The organism is Exercitatus varius (assembly GCF_029577735.1).
Classification (GTDB): domain Bacteria; phylum Pseudomonadota; class Gammaproteobacteria; order Enterobacterales; family Pasteurellaceae; genus Exercitatus; species Exercitatus varius.
Genome location: NZ_JARQTO010000006.1, coordinates 1 through 18686, shown reverse-complemented (window position 1 = coordinate 18686; position 18686 = coordinate 1). Strand labels below are relative to the sequence as shown.

The 18686-nt window shown below is 48.5% G+C and carries 15 protein-coding genes and 1 pseudogene; 9 read left to right on the top strand and 7 right to left on the bottom strand.

The annotated features are described in order from the left end of the window. Positions 1 to 65 precede the first annotated feature (65 nt). From recA to murQ, 5 genes are all read left to right on the top strand, one after another. A complete protein-coding gene (gene recA / locus P7M01_RS06210; protein WP_202936441.1) occupies positions 66 to 1169 on the top strand; it encodes a recombinase RecA in 1104 nt (367 codons plus the stop codon). Between the two features lie 130 nt (positions 1170 to 1299). After that, complete coding sequence (gene recX / locus P7M01_RS06205; RefSeq protein WP_317481403.1) at positions 1300 to 1791, top strand: recombination regulator RecX; 492 nt, start codon at positions 1300 to 1302, stop codon at positions 1789 to 1791. A gap of 134 nt (positions 1792 to 1925) precedes the next feature. Then, positions 1926 to 3770: an ABC transporter ATP-binding protein gene (locus tag P7M01_RS06200; RefSeq protein ID WP_317483573.1), complete on the top strand. Its 1845-nt coding sequence runs from the start codon at positions 1926 to 1928 to the stop codon at positions 3768 to 3770. Positions 3771 to 3829: 59 nt separating this feature from the next. Further along, positions 3830 to 4939, top strand: coding sequence for an anhydro-N-acetylmuramic acid kinase (locus tag P7M01_RS06195; RefSeq protein ID WP_317483572.1), 1110 nt, complete (start codon positions 3830 to 3832; stop codon positions 4937 to 4939). A gap of 1 nt (position 4940) precedes the next feature. Continuing rightward, the gene (gene murQ, locus P7M01_RS06190; RefSeq protein WP_317476217.1) at positions 4941 to 5855 is read left to right on the top strand and encodes an N-acetylmuramic acid 6-phosphate etherase; all 915 of its coding nucleotides are present in this window, start codon (positions 4941 to 4943) and stop codon (positions 5853 to 5855) included. Between the two features lie 273 nt (positions 5856 to 6128). Here the strand turns inward: murQ and P7M01_RS06185 are convergent, their stop codons facing one another. Next, a complete protein-coding gene (locus P7M01_RS06185; RefSeq protein ID WP_317483571.1) occupies positions 6129 to 7577 on the bottom strand; it encodes an aminoacyl-histidine dipeptidase in 1449 nt (482 codons plus the stop codon). Positions 7578 to 7697: 120 nt separating this feature from the next. Here P7M01_RS06185 and gpt point away from each other — a divergent pair, with 120 nt between their 5' ends. The 4 genes and pseudogenes from gpt to P7M01_RS06165 all read left to right on the top strand — a co-directional run bounded on the left by gpt (position 7698) and on the right by P7M01_RS06165 (position 10378). After that, positions 7698 to 8156 carry a xanthine phosphoribosyltransferase gene (gpt, locus tag P7M01_RS06180; RefSeq protein WP_202936447.1) on the top strand — a complete coding sequence of 153 codons (459 nt, stop codon included), beginning with the start codon at positions 7698 to 7700 and terminating at the stop codon, positions 8154 to 8156. A 57-nt stretch (positions 8157 to 8213) separates the two neighbouring features. Next, positions 8214 to 8918: a molybdate ABC transporter permease subunit gene (gene modB / locus P7M01_RS06175; protein ID WP_317477744.1), complete on the top strand. Its 705-nt coding sequence runs from the start codon at positions 8214 to 8216 to the stop codon at positions 8916 to 8918. A 1-nt stretch (position 8919) separates the two neighbouring features. After that, positions 8920 to 9582 (top strand): annotated as a pseudogene (modC, locus tag P7M01_RS06170) (molybdenum ABC transporter ATP-binding protein); the annotation flags it as partial. Positions 9583 to 9871: 289 nt separating this feature from the next. Continuing rightward, a complete protein-coding gene (locus tag P7M01_RS06165; protein WP_317483570.1) occupies positions 9872 to 10378 on the top strand; it encodes a DUF4760 domain-containing protein in 507 nt (168 codons plus the stop codon). Positions 10379 to 10593: 215 nt separating this feature from the next. On the opposite strand, the gene proS is transcribed toward P7M01_RS06165, so the two are convergent. The 6 genes from proS to asd form a co-directional block, all read right to left on the bottom strand. Then, complete coding sequence (proS, locus tag P7M01_RS06160; RefSeq protein ID WP_317483569.1) at positions 10594 to 12309, bottom strand: proline--tRNA ligase; 1716 nt, start codon at positions 12307 to 12309, stop codon at positions 10594 to 10596. Positions 12310 to 12437: 128 nt separating this feature from the next. Further along, positions 12438 to 13595 carry an iron-containing alcohol dehydrogenase gene (locus P7M01_RS06155; RefSeq protein ID WP_317477742.1) on the bottom strand — a complete coding sequence of 386 codons (1158 nt, stop codon included), beginning with the start codon at positions 13593 to 13595 and terminating at the stop codon, positions 12438 to 12440. Between the two features lie 291 nt (positions 13596 to 13886). After that, entirely contained in the window at positions 13887 to 14873 is a 987-nt protein-coding gene (locus P7M01_RS06150; RefSeq protein ID WP_317477741.1) for a bile acid:sodium symporter family protein, read from the bottom strand. 347 nt (positions 14874 to 15220) lie between these two features. After that, positions 15221 to 16126 (bottom strand): mechanosensitive ion channel family protein, encoded by a 906-nt coding sequence (locus tag P7M01_RS06145; protein ID WP_317477740.1) that lies wholly within the window; start codon positions 16124 to 16126, stop codon positions 15221 to 15223. A 92-nt stretch (positions 16127 to 16218) separates the two neighbouring features. Beyond that, complete coding sequence (locus P7M01_RS06140; protein WP_317483568.1) at positions 16219 to 17163, bottom strand: alpha/beta hydrolase; 945 nt, start codon at positions 17161 to 17163, stop codon at positions 16219 to 16221. Between the two features lie 67 nt (positions 17164 to 17230). Next, positions 17231 to 18343 carry an aspartate-semialdehyde dehydrogenase gene (gene asd / locus P7M01_RS06135; protein ID WP_317483567.1) on the bottom strand — a complete coding sequence of 371 codons (1113 nt, stop codon included), beginning with the start codon at positions 18341 to 18343 and terminating at the stop codon, positions 17231 to 17233. Between the last annotated feature and the right edge of the window lie 343 nt (positions 18344 to 18686).

Sequence of the window (18686 nt, the reverse complement as noted above, 5' to 3'; positions counted from 1 at the left end):
ATACTGTGTTTTATACCAGATAATATATGCACAAATTTACAGATCAACCTATTCAAGGATTTCATATGGCCACTCCGAACGATAAAATTAAACCTAGCGCAGAAGAAAAATCAAGAGCCCTTGCCGCCGCATTGGGCCAGATTGAAAAACAATTTGGTAAAGGCGCAATCATGAAACTCGGCGATCGTCCGGATATGGACGTAGAATCCATTTCCACCGGCTCCATCGGTTTAGATGTGGCGTTGGGTATCGGCGGTTTGCCGATGGGACGTATCGTAGAAATCTTCGGGCCGGAATCCTCCGGTAAAACGACGTTAACGCTTTCCGTTATCGCACAAGCGCAAAAAGCGGGAAAAGTCTGTGCATTTATTGATGCGGAACACGCGCTCGACCCGATTTATGCAGCTAAATTAGGCGTTGACGTAAAAGAATTGTTCATTTCCCAACCGGATAACGGTGAGCAGGCGCTTGAAATTTGTGATGCGCTCGTCCGTTCCGGCGCCATTGACGTCATCATCGTGGATTCCGTCGCGGCGTTAACGCCGAAAGCCGAAATCGAAGGTGACATGGGCGATGCGCATGTCGGTTTACAGGCACGTTTAATGTCTCAGGCATTACGTAAATTAACCGCGCAAATCAAATCTTCCAACTGTTTGGTAGTTTTCATCAACCAAATCCGCATGAAAATCGGCGTGATGTTCGGTAATCCGGAAACCACAACCGGCGGTAACGCATTAAAATTCTACTCTTCCGTCCGTTTGGATATCCGCCGCATCGGCTCCGTGAAAGCCGGTGAAGAAATCATCGGTAACGAAACCCGCGTGAAAGTCGTAAAAAACAAACTGGCCGCACCGTTCCGTACGGTCGATTTCCAAATCATGTACGGCGAAGGTATTTCTAAAAACGGCGAATTAATCGAATTGGGTGTTAAACAAAAACTGGTGCAAAAATCCGGCGCCTGGTTCGCTTACGAAGGTCAGAAAATCGGGCAGGGTAAAACCAATGCGATGAAATGGCTGGCTGAAAACCCGGAAAAAGCGGCGGAACTTGAAAGTAAAATCCGTGCGGAATTCCAGGCAAATCCGGAAAAATCGCTGATCGCCGAGCTTGACGGTTCCGGTAAAAACAGTGAAATTGATGAATCTGATAACAGCGCCGATTTTGAATAAGCATTAACCGGTAAGGCTCGTGAACATGCAAAGTGCGGTGAAAAATCTCAACGTTTTTCCACCGCACTTTTTCCATCAAAACGGCCCTTTCAGATAAACCCGGACAGAATCTAAGTCAGTGATAAACAATATGCACCAGGAAATTACGGAAACCCATACGACCAACTTCCGGCTTGCTCTCGGTTATGTAATGAATTTGCTCGCCCGCCGAGAATACAGCGAATATGAAATTCGTTGCAAAATGCAAGAAAAAGCCTTTTGTGAAGAAGATATTGAAGCGGTTATTGTGCACTGCAGACAGAAAAATTGGCAAAGCGACCTCCGTTTTACCGAAAATTATCTGAATTTCCGCGCTCAACGAGGCTACGGATTGGCAAGAATCAAGCAAGAGCTTATCCGGTTAAAGGGTATTCCGCCGGTGATTATCGAAGAGGTGTTAGCGGAAAGCGATCTCAACTGGAACCAAATAGTGCATACGGTACTCAATAAAAAATTTCCCGATTATCACAAAAAGCAAAATCCGCAATCTAAGCAAAAAATCTGGCGTTATATGATATCGCACGGTTTCAGTTCTGATGATTTCGCCGATTTTATCGGAAACGGCGACAGCTTCGATTTTTGATTAAAGCGGCGGCGTTCCGCAAGCGTTTGAAAAATCATTGGATGGTTGAAAAATAAACGGTATAATGACCGCACTTTAAGGCAACAGAACTTTCATGTTGCCTTTATTTTTCGCTTAAGGTAATAACACAAAGAATGATTAATAAAATTTTTACATGGTTTGAAAGCCGTATCGATGCCTATCCGGAAGGACAACCGGAAGCGCCGCGTAAAGGACTTTGGGGCTTTATTTGGTCAAGTTTGGACGGTTTAAAAGGGTGGATCGCTTTTTTTGCCTTTCTGACCATCGGGATCGGCGTCATTGAAGCCCTGTTGTTCCAATTTATGGGAAAAATCGTCGACTGGCTCGGTAGCTATACGCCGGCGACTTTATGGGCTGAAAAAGGCCATTATCTCATCGGCATGGCGGTTGTTCTGGTCGTCAGTATCGGGTGGACGTTTTTAACTTCCGCCGTGCGCCTGCAAACTCTGCAGGGCGTATTTCCCATGCGGTTACGCTGGAATTTCCACCGTTTAATGCTGGGACAAAGTCTAAGTTTCTATCAAGACGAATTTGCCGGCCGGGTTTCGGCAAAAGTCATGCAAACCGCCCTTGCCGTGCGGGATACCGTGTTAACCGTCGCCAACATGGCGGTGTATGTCGGGGTTTATTTCATTACCTCGGGAGCGATTTTAGTCTCCTTCGACGGTTGGCTGTTAGTGCCGTTCATTCTCTGGATTGCCATTTTCGCCTGCATTCTGTATTTTTTAATTCCCAAATTAGCTCGCACGGCGGAACGTCAGGCGGATGCCCGCTCACTGATGACGGGACGCGTCACCGACGCTTATTCCAACATCACTACGGTAAAATTATTCTCGCACGGCGCCCGTGAGGCGGCATACGCGAAAAGTTCCATGGAAGAGTTCATGGTCACCGTACACGCCCAAATGCGCCTGGCTACAATATTAGACACCCTGACTTACGCAAGTAATATTTTCTTAACCTTAAGCACCGCAGTTTTAGGCATTGTGCTTTGGCATCAGGGTGCCGTCGGTGTAGGCGCTATCGCGACGGCGACGGCAATGGCATTGCGGGTTAACGGACTGGCGCACTGGATTATGTGGGAATCCGCCCGTTTATTCGAAAACATCGGTACCGTGAACGACGGCATGACAACCCTCTCCAAACCTCACACCATCGTGGATAAACCGAATGCCGCCTCATTAACGGTTGAACGGGGAGAAATCAAATTCGATCATGTCAATTTCGCCTACTCGCCGGACAAACCTTTGTTACGGGATTTCAATTTAACCATCAAACCGGGTGAAAAAGTCGGTTTAATCGGACGTTCCGGCGCCGGAAAATCCACTATCGTTAACCTGCTTCTGCGTTTCTATGAAGCGCAAAGCGGCACCATTACCATTGACGGACAAAACGTATTGGACGTGAAACAGGAAAGTCTGCGCGCGCAAATCGGTCTGGTGACGCAGGACACCTCTTTGCTTCACCGTTCGGTGCGGGACAATATTATTTACGGTCGTCCGGATGCCACTGAAGCGGACATGATTTCCGCCGCGGAACGCGCGGAATCCGCCGATTTCATCCCGCAGCTAAGCGATGCGCAGGGTCGTCGCGGTTACGACGCTCATGTGGGAGAACGCGGAGTGAAATTATCCGGCGGGCAACGCCAACGGATTGCTATCGCCCGCGTGATGCTGAAAGATGCGCCGATACTGCTGCTGGACGAAGCAACCAGCGCCCTCGACAGCGAAGTGGAAGCGGCGATTCAGGAAAGCCTGGACAAAATGATGGAAAACAAAACCGTTATCGCCATTGCCCACCGCTTATCGACCATCGCGGCGATGGATCGCCTGATCGTGTTGGATCAGGGAAAAATCGTAGAACAGGGCACCCATGCGGAATTGCTGGCGCAACACGGGTTATACGCCAAATTATGGCAACATCAAAGCGGCGGTTTCTTAAACGAACCGGACGCCTGATCTCACCAAGCCCGGGCAAGCGCTCGGGCTTTATTTCGGCACATTTTTCGGAATAAAAAATGAACAATTATTATCTTGGCATGATGTCCGGTACCAGCCTGGACGGCGTAGACCTGGCATTAGTGGATTTTCATCACGAGCCCTTTCGTATTGTTGCCAGCGGTTTCACGCCGATGCCTGAAAATTTGCGGCAAAAATTGACCGCACTTTTGCATGAAGGCGGCACCAGTCTGCAAAATCTGGGCGAAATCGATCATCAACTCGGGCTACTTTACGCCTACAGCGCCAATCAATTTCTCGCCGAACAGGGCGTTTCCGCCGAACAAATCCAAGCTATCGGCTGCCACGGGCAAACGATCTGGCATTCACCGCAGGGCAACTTCCCTTTCAGCATGCAGATTGGCGACATGAATCTGGTCGCAGCCCGCACAGGCATTACCGTGGCGGCCGATTTCCGCCGTAAAGACATGGCATATGGCGGACAGGGCGCACCTCTCGTCCCCGCTTTTCACCAAGCGGTCTTTGCCTCACCGCAGTATTTAACCGTCGTGCTGAATATCGGCGGTATCAGCAACATTTCTATTCTGAATCCGCACGCCGTCACCACAGGATACGATGTGGGGCCGGGCAATGCCTTGCTGGACGGCTGGATTGAACAACATCTGGGCCAGCGTTACGACAAAAACGGCGAATGGGCGAAAACCGGAAAGGTAAATCAAGCGTTGTTAACCGCGCTGTTGGACGAGCCTTTCTTCCGCCAACCCGCGCCGAAAAGCACAGGGCGGGAATTATTCAATCTGCGCTGGCTGGCAAAAAAACAGGAAAATCTGACCGCACTTTCGCCCCGGGACGTACAACGAACCCTGGTGGAACTGACGGTACAAAGCATTGTGCAGGAATTAAACCGAATTCGCACTTCTTTGCCTTGCCGATTGCTGGTCTGCGGCGGCGGGGCTCACAATCCGTTAATTATGCAAGGGTTGAAAACCGCTTTGCCGCACTGGCAAACCGCCGTCACAACAGAATACGGCATGGACGCGGATTATGTAGAAGCCGCAGCCTTTGCCTGGCTGGCTTATTGCCGCATGAATCGGTTGCCGAGCAATTTACCCGCCGTAACGGGCGCGCAAAGTGCGGTCAGTTTGGGCGTAATTTATCCGAAGGAATAACATGACAGAACAAAATTTACTGCAATCGCTGGCGCAAATGGTAACGGAACAACGCAATACCGATTCAATGGACATCGACCGCTTGAACGCCCTCGAAATCGTGAAAATCATCAATCGGGAAGATCAGCGGGTTCCTCTTGCGGTGGAACGATGTCTGCCGCAAATCGCGCAGGCGGTGGAAAAAATCGTCGCCGCCTTCCGGCAGGGCGGACGTTTAATCTACATCGGCGCCGGCACCAGCGGGCGTCTGGGCGTGTTAGACGCCTCGGAATGTCCGCCCACTTACGGCGTATCGCCGGACATGGTGGTAGGCATCATCGCCGGGGGCGAACAGGCATTACGCCGTCCCATCGAAGGCGCGGAAGACAATCCGCAACAAGGACAAACGGATTTGGAGAAAATCCGTTTTAGCGCCAAAGACGTCTTAGTCGGTATCGCCGCAAGCGGGCGCACGCCTTATGTTATCGGCGCCTTGAACTATGCCAAATCCCTGAATGCGGTGACAATCGCCGTCGCCAGCAATCCCGGCTCCGCCATGGCAAAAATCGCCGATATCGCCATTGAAACCGTAGTCGGACAAGAAGTGCTGACCGGTTCAAGCCGTATGAAATCGGGCACGGCACAAAAACTGGTGCTGAATATGCTCACCACCGCCAGCATGATTTTAATGGGCAAATGCTATCAAAACCTTATGGTGGACGTGCAGGCGAGCAACGAAAAACTGCGGGCTCGCGCTCTTCGCATTGTGATGCAGGCGACGGAATGCAGCGAAGAAACGGCGCAACAAACCCTGCAACGGGCGGATAACAACGCCAAGCTGGCGATTATGATGATTCTCAGCGGATTGGAAAAAGCCGCCGCCGTACAATTGTTAAACCGTCATCAAGGCAAATTGCGACAGGCGCTGGCGCAATAAAGTAAAAGTGCGGTCACAAAAACCATCGCTTTTTGAACGTTGGCTTTACCAACGGCCCTTGGGAGCAATCCTTAAAAGAATTGCGAATAAAAAATACGACGTTTTTTTGAATGTTGGCTATGCCGGCGGCTTCGCTAGGAGTGGGCAAATTCGTTTACAAAAGTACGGTCAATTTTTTCAACGTTTTTTCGACTTTGCGCCAAAGGCGGATCCTATGAAAAACATCGTATTTTTTGCCCGCACTTTATGTCTATCAAACTTAATAATCGTCGGTTATTTCGCCGGAATATCGGCTAACACCCGAGTTAACACCGACCAATAGGTTTGCACCGCCGGAATATGCACGCATTCGTCGGGCGAATGGGCGTTGCGAATGGTCGGTCCGATAGAAATCACCTCCAGCTCCGGATAAATTTTCTTCAGCAAACCGCATTCCAAACCGGCGTGAATCACTTTGACTTTCGGCTCTTTACCGATCACCTGCGAATAAACTCGCTTGGTTAAGGCTAAAATCTCGGTGTCCGGATGCGGCTCCCAACCCGGATAATAACCGGAATACGTCACCTCACCGCCGCTTTGCTGCGCCAGCGCGTTTAACTCCGCTTTCACCTCATCGGTGCCGTGCTCAATCAACGTACGCAGCAGAATCGTGCCGTGCAATGCGCCCTCTTTCATGTTTAACACGCCGATACTTAACGAAGTTTCCACCACATCTTTGATGGTATCGCTGAATTTAATCACGCCGTTCGGCAGCGTATTCAGCACATGAGCGACGGTTTGCGTGCTGGCGGCATCAAAGGTTTGTTGCGGCAATGCCACCCGATTCACCAACACTTGCGCATTCGAATCTTCCGTTAATTCCGCTTTCAAATGCGTTCTGAACGTCTCAACTACGGCATGTAACGCGTCCGCATCATCCAACGCCAGCGTGACGAAAGCTTCGCGGGGAATCGCATTACGCACGGAACCGCCGCGTATCGCGACAATGGCAAACTCTTCCGTCGCGCAGGAAAGTGCGGTCAGAAATACGCCTAATAATTTAATGGCGTTACCGCGTCCGGTATGAATGTCGCAACCGGAATGTCCGCCGCGCAAGCCTTTAATCGCCACCTCGAAACAATGGGGAAATTTATTGGGCTGCATGTTCACCGGCAGTTTCAAATCCGCATTTTCACCGCCCGCGCAACCGATATAAATTTCGCCGCTTTCTTCGGTGTCCGTATTAATCATCACTTTGGATCGCAACCAGCCCGGGCGCAATCCCACAGCGCCTTCCATACCGGCTTCTTCCGTCATGGTGAGCAGCACTTCCAGTTCGGGATGCGCCAAATCGTCACTGTCCAAAACCGCCAGAGCCGATGCCATACCGATGCCGTTATCCGCCCCCAACGTGGTGCCGCCGGCGCGCACCCAATCGCCTTCAATCCGCGGCAGAATCGGATCCTTGAGAAAATCGTGATGGGTCGCTTCATTTGCCTGCGGCACCATGTCCAAATGCGCCTGCAACGCCACGGACGGGCGGTTTTCCATGCCCTTGGAGGCTGCTTTGCGAATCAACACGTTGCCCGCCTCATCCCGCTCCGCAAACAGATTTTTGCTCTTCGCCCAAGCCACGATCGCTTCCGCCAAAGCGTCTTCATGATATGAAGGATGAGGAATCGCACAAATTTTATCGAACCATTGCCATAATTTTGCAGGTTGTAACGTTTGAATTTCTGACATATTTTTTCCTTTTCTAAAAATCTGCGGATTTTTGCCCGCACTTTGATGCAAAATGATAGCATAAAAACCCGTTTCGGGTTATCCTTACGCCATTTTAGAAACGGTCGAAAGGAAGAAATTATGAGTGAAAAATATGTGGTGACTTGGGATATGTTCCAAATGCATAGCCGCAAACTGGCGGAACGTCTATTGCCCGCTTCACAATGGAAAGGAATTATTGCGGTAAGCCGCGGCGGTTTATTCCCGGCGGCCGTATTATCGCGCGAACTCGGTATTCGCCATGTGGAAACCGTGTGTATCGCCAGTTATGATCACGACCAGCAAGGCGAATTGCGCGTTCTTCATGCCGCCGAAACCGACGGCGAAGGTTTTATCGTGGTGGACGATTTAGTCGATACCGGCAATACGGCGAAAGAAATCCGCAAAATGTATCCGAAAGCCAAATTCGTTACCGTCTTCGCCAAACCGGCGGGCGCGCCGTTAGTGGACGATTACGTGATCGACATTCCGCAAGGCACCTGGATTGAACAACCTTGGGATTTAGGTTTGGGTTTTGTGCCGCCTATCGCCCGTAAGTAATTGATATAAATAAAAAACGCGAGGTATCTCGTGTTTTTTTCTATACGAATTCGTTATATGATCGAATATATCACTCTTTCCCAGGCGGAAATCGATGCCATTCGGTTGAGCCTGAAAGTTGCCTTCTGGGCAATTTTATCCAGCCTGCCGCCGGCGATTGCCACCGCCTGGCTGTTGGCCCGTTGCCACTTTTGGGGAAAATCCGTGCTGAACAGCATTATTCATTTGCCGCTGGTGCTGCCGCCCGTGGTAATCGGTTATTTATTGCTCACCACCATGGGACGCAACGGCGTTATCGGCAAATTTCTGTCGGATTGGTTCGGCTTCAGCTTTTCTTTTTCCTGGCACGGCGCGGCGTTGGCTTCGGCGATCGTCACCTTTCCGCTGGTCGTTCGTGCTATTCGCCTTGCCATTGAAAGCATCGATATCAAACTGGAACAGGCGGCGCGCACCCTTGGCGCGTCCGCTTTGCGCACTTTTTTCACCGTGACGCTGCCATTAGCCTCGCCCGGTATTTTAGCCGGCGTGATTTTAGGTTTTGCCCGCTCCCTCGGCGAATTCGGCGCCACCATCACTTTCGTATCCAACATTCCCGAAGTGACGCGCACTATTCCGCTCGCCATGTATTCTTTTATCGAAACGCCTAATGCGGAAGGCGCGGCGGCAAGACTTTGTTTCATCGCCATCATTATTTCGCTGATTTCCCTGCTGATTTCCGAATGGCTGGCAAAACACACTCAAGCAAAATTAGGACGGGAATAACATGCTGGAAATCAACGTCACCAAAACCCTGGGCGAATTCCAATTGGAAGCCGATCTGCAAATTCCGGCGCAAGGCGTCACCGCCGTTTTCGGTTTATCCGGTTCGGGCAAAACGTCGTTGATTAACATGATAAGCGGTCTGCTCACACCGGATAGCGGTTTTATTCGCCTGAACGGCAAAACTCTGGTGGACCGGGCGCAACACATCAATCTTGCGCCGAACAAACGCCACATCGGCTATGTGTTTCAAGACGCGCGCCTGTTTCCTCATTACACGGTGAAAGGCAATTTGTGTTACGGCATGAAGAAGAAAAGTGCGGTCGATTTTCAGCAAGTTTTACATTTACTCGGCATTGAAGCTTTACTGAAACGCTACCCCGCCACGCTTTCGGGCGGCGAAAAACAACGGGTCGCCATCGGGCGCGCCTTGCTCACCGACCCCGAAATACTACTGATGGACGAACCGCTGTCCGCGCTGGATTTACCGCGTAAACGGGAACTGCTTGCCTATCTGCAAACCCTTTCCCGCGAAATCCGGATTCCGATTTTGTATGTTTCGCACAGCCCGGACGAAATTAAGGCGCTGGCCCAACGGGTTATTCTGATGGATAACGGCAAAGTCACCGCTTACGGCGACACTCAAACCCTGTTAAGCGGCCCGCTCCGCCGGCAGGAAAAAAACTCATAAAAAATTGACCGCACTTTATTATAAAATATAAAACACTAACAATAGTTGCATAATGTTGACAGTCATATTGACAGACTAAGTAATCAGATTATAATAATCAACATTAAACAAAATGTTGATTAGTGACAGTAATCATTGTTCTTTAACGTACATTTGAATGTAGTTAGCTTGCTAAAGAGAACTTTAGTAAGCTTTTTTAGTCTAAAAAGGCAAAGGAGGAAACAATGAACAAATTCGATTTAAATGAAGGTTGGGATGGTTTCTAATGAATGAAACTGCAAGATTTCTTGGTGAAAGTTACGGCTTCTGGATTCAAACAGGAGCCGTAGTTTTATCTGCTCTTATGGCAGTATTAGCTATCCATCATAATGGAAGAATGGCAAGAAAACGTACAACGATTGATGTTCTGTTACAAGAAAACCAAGATGTAGAATTGCGTGAAGCGAAATTTGCAGTATTCAATCTTGCACGGGATAATGAAAATTCATTTGTTGTAATCTACTTCCAAGAAAAAGAGCAACAATCCGAACGATACAAACAAATCACAATGCTACTCAATCGCTATGAGTTTATTGCACAAAGCATTCGTAATAAAGCTTTTGAAGAAAAAATTTATAAACAAATGCAATACACTAGTATTACATCGATGTGGGATAGGCTTTGTCCATTGGTTTATGAAATCCGCCGTAAACAAAATAATAAGACCTTTTATCAAGAATTTGAATGGCTTGCTAAACGTTGGAAGAAAAAACCACTAAAACAAACATCGTAATTTTTATACTTTAGTAGAATCACAGATATTTAAGAAGATTATAATATCCCTTTTATAGCAATGGCATTGTTCCCTCAAGAGGCAATAAGAATAATTACTCTCTGAATCCCCCCTCAATAATAGCATTCTTAAGAACATAATAGACAAAAATGACCGCACTTTAAAGCCGTTTCGGCTCAAAAGTGCGGTCGATTTTTTCAATGTTTTTTATGGCATTACGCTTTCACGGTTTCCGCTAAGAACGCAAGCAGCCGATCTTTGGCGATCATCTGTTTTTCGCCGCTGCGGCGGTTTTTATATTCGATTTCGCCCTTGTCGAGATTTTTCTCGCCAATCACCAACATATGCGGCACGCCGATGAGCTCCATATCCGCGAACATCACGCCCGGACGTTCTTTGCGATCATCAAAAATCACGTCCGCGCCTTGCGCTTTCAGGGTTTGATACAATTCTTCCGCAAATGCCCGCACGCTTTCCGATTTATGCATATTCATCGGCACGATAGCGACGGTGAACGGCGCAATTTCATCGCTCGGCCAGATAATTCCGCGTTCGTCGTGATGCTGTTCAATCGCTGCCGCCACCACACGGGTCACGCCGATGCCGTAACATCCCATGGTCATCACCAACGGTTTGCCGTCTTCGCCCTGAACGGTGGCTTTCATGGCTTCGGAATATTTTTTGCCTAATTGGAAAATGTGCCCCACTTCGATGCCGCGTTTGATTTGCAGCGTCCCTTTGCCGTCCGGACTCGGATCGCCTTCCACCACATTGCGCAAATCGAACACTTCAGGCATCGCCGTATCGCGTTCCCAATTTATGTTGAAATAATGTTTACCGTCAACATTAGCGCCGGCGCCGAAATCGGACATCAAAGCGACGGAACGGTCGATAATCGCCGGAATATTCAGATTAACCGGCCCTAATGATCCCACGCCGGCACCGATTTTCGACTTAATTTCCGCTTCATCGGCAAATTCAAGCGGATCCGCCACCAACGGATGTTTTTGCGCTTTAATTTCATTCAACTCGTGATCGCCGCGAATAATTAACGCGACCAACGGCGCTTCTTCCGTTGCGCCTTTCACGATCAAGGTTTTCACGGTTTTTTCAATCGGCAGATTAAACTGTTCCACCAATTCCGCAATGGTTTTGGCATTCGGCGTATCCACTAATTCCATCGGCTTGCCCGGCGCCCGGCGTTCGCCCATGGCAATCGCTTCCGCCAGTTCGATATTGGCGGCGAAATCGCTTTCGGTGGAAAACACCACGTCGTCCTCGCCGCTGGATGCCAGCACCTGAAATTCGTGTGAAGCGGAACCGCCGATGGAACCCGTATCCGCCTGCACCGCACGGAAATCCAAACCTAACCGGTTGAAAATATTGGTATAAACCTGATACATCACCTCGTAAGTCTGTTGCAGACTTTCCTGCGTGGTGTGGAAGGAATAAGCGTCCTTCATCACAAATTCGCGGGAACGCATCACCCCGAAACGCGGGCGCACTTCGTCGCGGAATTTGGTTTGGATTTGATATAAATTCAGCGGCAGTTGCTTGTAAGAAGAGACTTCACGACGCACCAAATCGGTAATCACTTCTTCGTGCGTCGGCCCCAGTACGAAATCGCGATTGCCGCGATCGCTGAAACGAAGAAGTTCGGGACCGTATTGTTCCCAACGACCGGATTCCTGCCACAATTCCGCCGGCTGCACCACCGGCATTAACACTTCAACGGCACCGCCTTTATTCATTTCCTCGCGAATGATATTTTCCACTTTTTTCAACACTTTAATACCCGTCGGCAGCCAGTTGTACAAACCGGACGCCATCGGGCGAATCATGCCCGCCCGCAACATCAGCTGATGGCTCACCACCTGAGCATCATTCGGGGTTTCTTTTAGGGTTGAAAATAAATATTGACTCGTACGCATTCTGTATCCTGTTTGGTTGTCTCAAAAATTCCGCTTAGTTTACCATTAATTGCGAAACAGAAAAATAAAGTGCGGTCGAATTTGACCGCACTTTTTAGAGGACAGGTTTACAATCGCGTTTGGGAAAATTAATCGCCGTCATAAGCCCGTTGGAAAATTTCGATAACCTGTTGTTTGGTGGCTTTGCGCGGATTGGTGAGCATACACACGTCTTTCATCGCGTTTTCCGCCATCACGTCGAAATCTTCCGGTTTCACGCCGAGCAATCGCAGATTGGCCGGAATGCCCACTTGTTTGCTTAGCCGACGAATGGCGGCAATGGCTTTCAACGCTGCGTCATCGGTGCATAAGCCGTCGATATTTTCACCCATGGCTTTGGCAATGTCGCGGAATCGGTTGAGATTGCCGATGAGGTTAAACTCTTCCACATAAGGCAGCAGAATCGCGTTACAAACGCCGTGCGGCAGGTTGTAGAAGCCGCCCAATTGATGCGCCATGGCGTGCACGTAACCGAGAGACGCATTGTTAAAGGCAATTCCCGCCAAATACTGCGCGTATGCCATTTTATCGCGCGCTTTCATATATTCGCCGTTTGCCACCGCTTTCGGCAAATATTGCTGAATCATGGTAATCGCCATTAACGCCGCGGAATCGGTAAGCGGATTGGCGGCGGTGGAGACGTAGGCTTCAATCGCATGAGTCAGCGCATCCATGCCGGTCGCTGCGGTCAGACTTGGCGGCATGCCTTTCATTAGCAGCGGATCGTTCACAGCGATTTGCGGCGTGACGCGCCAGTCCACAATCGCCATTTTGACTTTGCGCGCCGTGTCGGTGATGATACAGAATCGAGTGATTTCGGACGCCGTCCCCGCCGTGGTATTGACCGCCATCAGCGGCACCATCGGATTATGGGAACGGTCGATGCCTTCGTAATCCTGAATGCGTCCGCCGTTACTGGCGATTAAGCCGATACCTTTGGCGCAGTCGTGAGAAGAACCGCCGCCCAGGGAAATGATGGAATCACAGCCGTGTTCATGATAAAACGCCACGCCGTCTTCCACGTTTTTATCCGTCGGGTTCGGTTCGGCACCGCCGAAAATTACCGGTTTTAATCCCGCATTGCTCAATACGGCGGACAATTGATCCGCCATGCCGCTTTTGGCAAGGAACGCGTCGGTCACAATCAGTGGATTGTTGCCGCCTAAACTTTTCATTAATGTGCCGACTTCTTCAACTGCATTTTCGCCGAATACATTTCTGGTTGGTAAAAAATAATATGTTGACATAATCGCTACCTCCGCAAGAAATAAAGTCAAATTCGCCATTGGTTATCAAATCAGCGATTTCTGATTGATATTTACACTATACGCCTCGATTGTGAATAACGTAAAGTGTAAATTTACATTTATGTAACATTTTTGTAATAAATGTGACGAACTTCAAATTTTTAAAAAAAACTTAGCAAAATTCGACCGCACTTTTACCAGAAGCAAGTTCAAGGTCGGAAGAGAAAGTCGTGATAAACAAAAAGTGCGGTCAAAATTTACCGCACTTTAAGATATAGCGAGATGTCCGAATCAGCTTTCCGCCACGGAATGTACGGTGGAAACCGGTTTACCCTGTTTTTTATCCCACCACAGGAAGAAGTTCGCCAGAATGGTGCCGGAAATGGAATGCCATACGCAAGACACCGCACAGGCAATGGCGGATTCCGCGCTGGTCGGGAAGAATTTGGAACTTAATCCCGTTGCCAAACCGGCGTTTTGCACGCCCACTTCAATGGATAAGGTGCGTTTTTTGGCGGTAGTCATGCCGACTAATTCGCCGACAAAATAACCTAATGCATAACCGATGCCGTTATGGCAAGCGATACAAGCGAAAATAATCAACCCCGATTCCAGAAATTTCGCGCCGTGAACCGCCACTACGCCGCCCACGATACAGGCAAAACTGATCACCGCCACACCCGGCATCGTGGCTTGTACGTCGTGGAACCATTTTCTTTTATGGAAAAAAATGTTGAATGCGGAGCCGACGCCTACCGGTAAAATCGTCACCCACAGCATAAATTTGAACATCGCCCAGCCGTCCATATCAATACTTTCGCCCACCAGGTAATTGATCAACAGCGGTGTCATGACCGGTGCGATAATAGTGGAAACGGTGGTCATTCCCACGGAAAAAGCCACGTCACCTTTACATAAAAAACTCATAATATTGGACGACACACCGCCCGGGCAACAACCCACCAACACCAGGCCTAAAGTGAGACCCGGAGACAGATTAAACATATTGGCAATGGCAATCGCAACAAACGGCATAATGGTGTATTGCGCCACCGCGCCGACGAAAATATCAAAGGGACGCCGAGCCAGAATTTTGTAATCGTTGGCGCCGAGCGTCATCCCCATAGAAAGCATAATAACGCCCAACACCAACACCTGGGCATCACCTTTCACCCAAGCGAACAAATCGGGAGCATAAAAAGTCACACAGGCGGTGAGAATAATAAAAAGAGCGGTAAATTTTGTAAGATAATGACTTATCTGTTTAAGTGCGCGCATAACGGATTCCTTCAGCTTAAATCGAATAGGTTAAATATTGCGCTAATTCGGAATAATGTCAATATATAAAATAAGGTTAATAGTTCGATTTAGCTTTTAAATTTCGACACTAAAATAACAAAAATATCGCATATAATAGAATCTTAGAATTTAAAACTAAATTTATATTAAGTTAAAGGATTAAATCTCGTAAAATAAAAACTAAACTTGTTTTAAAAAATCAGGAAATAAATGGATATTTAAGCAAGCATACTTATCGCATGCTGAATAAAATTAAAGGCCCGGTGTAATTCGGGCCTTGATTTTTAAGTAAGATGGTTTCGCCTTGTCTTTGGGCGGGAAGAATATTATTTCGTGGAAATCGTTGCGTTTTCCGGCAAATGTAAATCCATTTGTGCAAACGGAATGTCAATGCCCGCTTTATCAAATTCCAGCTTGATTCGTTCCGTCACATCGAAATGCACGCCCCAATAATCCGGCGTATTCACCCAAGGGCGCACAAATAATTGTACGCTGCTTGCCGCCAGCGCACCGACCGCAATCGTCGGCGCCGGTGTTTTCAGCACGCGCGGATCCTCGTCCAATACGCGCGCAACAATCTCTTTGGCCGTGGCAATATCCGCGTCGTACGCGATATCGAAAATAAAATCGATACGGCGGGTTTTATTCGCCGAATTATTCACAATGCTGTCGCTGAACACTTTGCCGTTCGGAATTAATACGGTTTTATTGTCCGCAGTGCGCAATTCCAACACCAACAATCCCATTTGTTCCACCGTTCCCGTCATGCCGCCGGTTTCGATCAAATCCCCTTTACGAAACGGTTTGAACACCAACAACATCACGCCTGCCGCGAAATTTTGCAGCGAATTTTGCAACGCCAAACCCACAGCCAAACCCGCCGCACCGATAAGAGCAACCAACGAACTGGTGTTAATGCCCAACTGCGACAATGCCGCAATTATAACGATTAACAGCATCAGAAAATAACTGATGGATGACACAAAACTCTGCAGCATTTCGTCTTTGGTGGACGCCAACGCCGCTTTACCTAACAATTTACTGATTAACCGCGCAATCCATTTGCCCGCCACATAAATAACGACCGCCAATAAAATTTTGGTGCCGTACGGAATAATCCAGTCGTGAAGTAAAGTGTCCATATTCATAGAACTTACGGTGTCAATCACTTTACTTGCCTGTTCCTGCACATCAATGTTCGGAACGGTTTCTTGGGCCTGTTCTGCCGCCATTTGAGTTTCCTTCTGATAAAAATTGAAATTTCGTTAACGCACGCCGCATTAACGCGTTTATTATGACAATCATCGCGCATAAAAGTGCACGTTCAATTTAACGGATTTTCCATGAATGTCCAGATTTTCTGCAGCGCATTTTCCCGCACCGCATCTTTTTCAAACAGAATTTCATGCTTCGCCAGCGGGATTTGTTCCAATTTACCCTGCGGTAAAAGTGCGGTCAGATTTTCAAGATTTTTATTCGCCACAATCTTTTCCTGTTCCGATTGCAGAATCAGCACGGGAATATCGATTTTCGGCAAAACCCGGGGCAGACGGCGAATCGCCTGCAAACATAAATGGACCCAGCGGAAAGTCGGCCCGCCCAATCCCAACTCGGGATGTTTTCGGTTTACCCGATTCATCCATCTCATTCGCGTCGCACAACTGCTTAAATCGTTCAGCGAAACATGCACCGGACGATACGGCTGCTTGCCGAATACATAACGCTCGCCTTGCCCGAGCAGCAACATCAAACCGATGATAAGCTGATCCCGAATCGGATGCTTCAGCGGCATGCCGAAAAACGGCGCGGAAAGCACGGCGTTAGTGATGCGGTGGTCATAATCCGCCAAATAATAGGAGGAAATCAGGCCGCCCATGGAATGCGCCAGAATATGTTGGCTTTGGTAAGCAAAAAGTGCGGTCGATTTTTCGATAATTTTTGCCATGTCCGCCACATAAAAACGGAACTCGTCCAAATAACCTTTTTGCTTATCCTGCAACAGACGCTGTGAAAAGCCTTGTCCGCGGTGATCAAACGCCAGCACGTCATAACCGCGATGATAAAAATCGTAAGCGACTTCCGTCCATTTCAGCAGATTTTCCGCCCGTCCGTTCACCAGAATCACTAATTTGCAATGCGCCTGATGATGAAAATAACGGTACGCCAGACGACAGCCGTTCTGCCCGTCCATATATTGAACGGGAAACTGTTCCGCGAACGGAGCCAGCCGGCTCAGCGCGAATTTGCCAAAATGCGGTTCTCGATACATGGAATTTTCTTTCGTTATTCTCGGGAGGAAACAAAAAGTGCGGTTAAATTTGACCGCACTTTTTCTTTTAAGCCACTAACTGTTTCAAGATTCGGCGTACGGGTTCTGCGGCGCCCCACAATAATTGGTCGCCCACGGTGAAAGCCGCCAAATATTCGGGTCCCATCGCCAATTTGCGTAAACGCCCAACCGGCACGCTCAAGGTGCCGGTGACTTTCGCCGGCGTTAATTCGCGCAAGGTGGTTTCTTTATCATTCGGGATCACTTTCACCCATTCGTTATGTGAAGCCAGGATTTGTTCGATTTCGTCTAACGGAATATCTTTTTTCAGTTTGATTGTGAACGCCTGGCTGTGGCAGCGCAATGCACCGATGCGCACGCATAAGCCGTCCACCGGAATCGGGTTGTCGCTTAACCCCAGAATTTTGTTCGTTTCCGCATAGCCTTTCCATTCTTCTTTAGTTTGACCGCTTGGCAGCAATTTGTCGATCCACGGAATTAAACTGCCCGCTAATGCGGCGCCGAAATTGTCCGTCGGGAAGCTGTCTGCGCGCATTTCGGCGGTGACTTTGCGTTCAATCTCTAAAATGGAAGAGGCCGGATTGGCTAATTCCGCGCTGACGGATTTTTCCAATAAACCCATTTGTGAAACCAGTTCGCGCATATTTTTGGCGCCGGCGCCGGAAGCGGCCTGGTAAGTCGCCACAGAAATCCATTCCACCAAATCGCGTTCGAATAAACCGCCTAGCGCCATTAACATCAGACTGACGGTACAATTACCGCCGACAAAGGTTTTAATGCCGTTTTTTAAGCCGTCGGCGATAACGTGTTGGTTCACCGGATCCAAGACGATGATGGCGTCTTTTTCCATGCGTAACGCGGAAGCGGCGTCCACCCAATAGCCATCCCAACCGGCGGCTTTCAGTTTCGGATAAACTTCATTGGTGTAATCTCCGCCCTGGCAGGTGACGATAATATCCAGTTTTTTTAATTCTTCGATGTCAAAAGCGTCTTTCAACGTTCCCGCTTCTTTGCCGCCGAATACCGGCGCTTTTTGCCCCGCTTGAGAGGTGGTGAAGAAAACCGGATTAAGATTTGCAAAATCCTGCTCCTGCTGCATACGATCCATTAATACGGAACCGACCATCCCGCGCCATCCGATAAAACCAACGTTTTTCATGTTTTATTCCTTATGATTAAGATTATGTTTGTGTGAGATTAATTAATTACTAGATAGACCGAATAAAATCAAGTTTTTTTATAAAAAATAACGGAATCTTTGATTCCGCTCTTTTTTGTTTTCCATAACGTGAACGTTGTTAAAGGCAAAATTGTCGTTCATAGCATCATCCGTCTGAATAAATTGACTGTCACCTTGGATATAAGCTTACCGCAACGTTCATCTATAATTCTTTGGCCGACGGCATAAAGCGAATCGAATACAAATATTTCCGACTGGCAGAATTCTTCATATCAACACTTCACGATAAACTGCAATAAAAAGGGTACCTTTCGGTACCCTT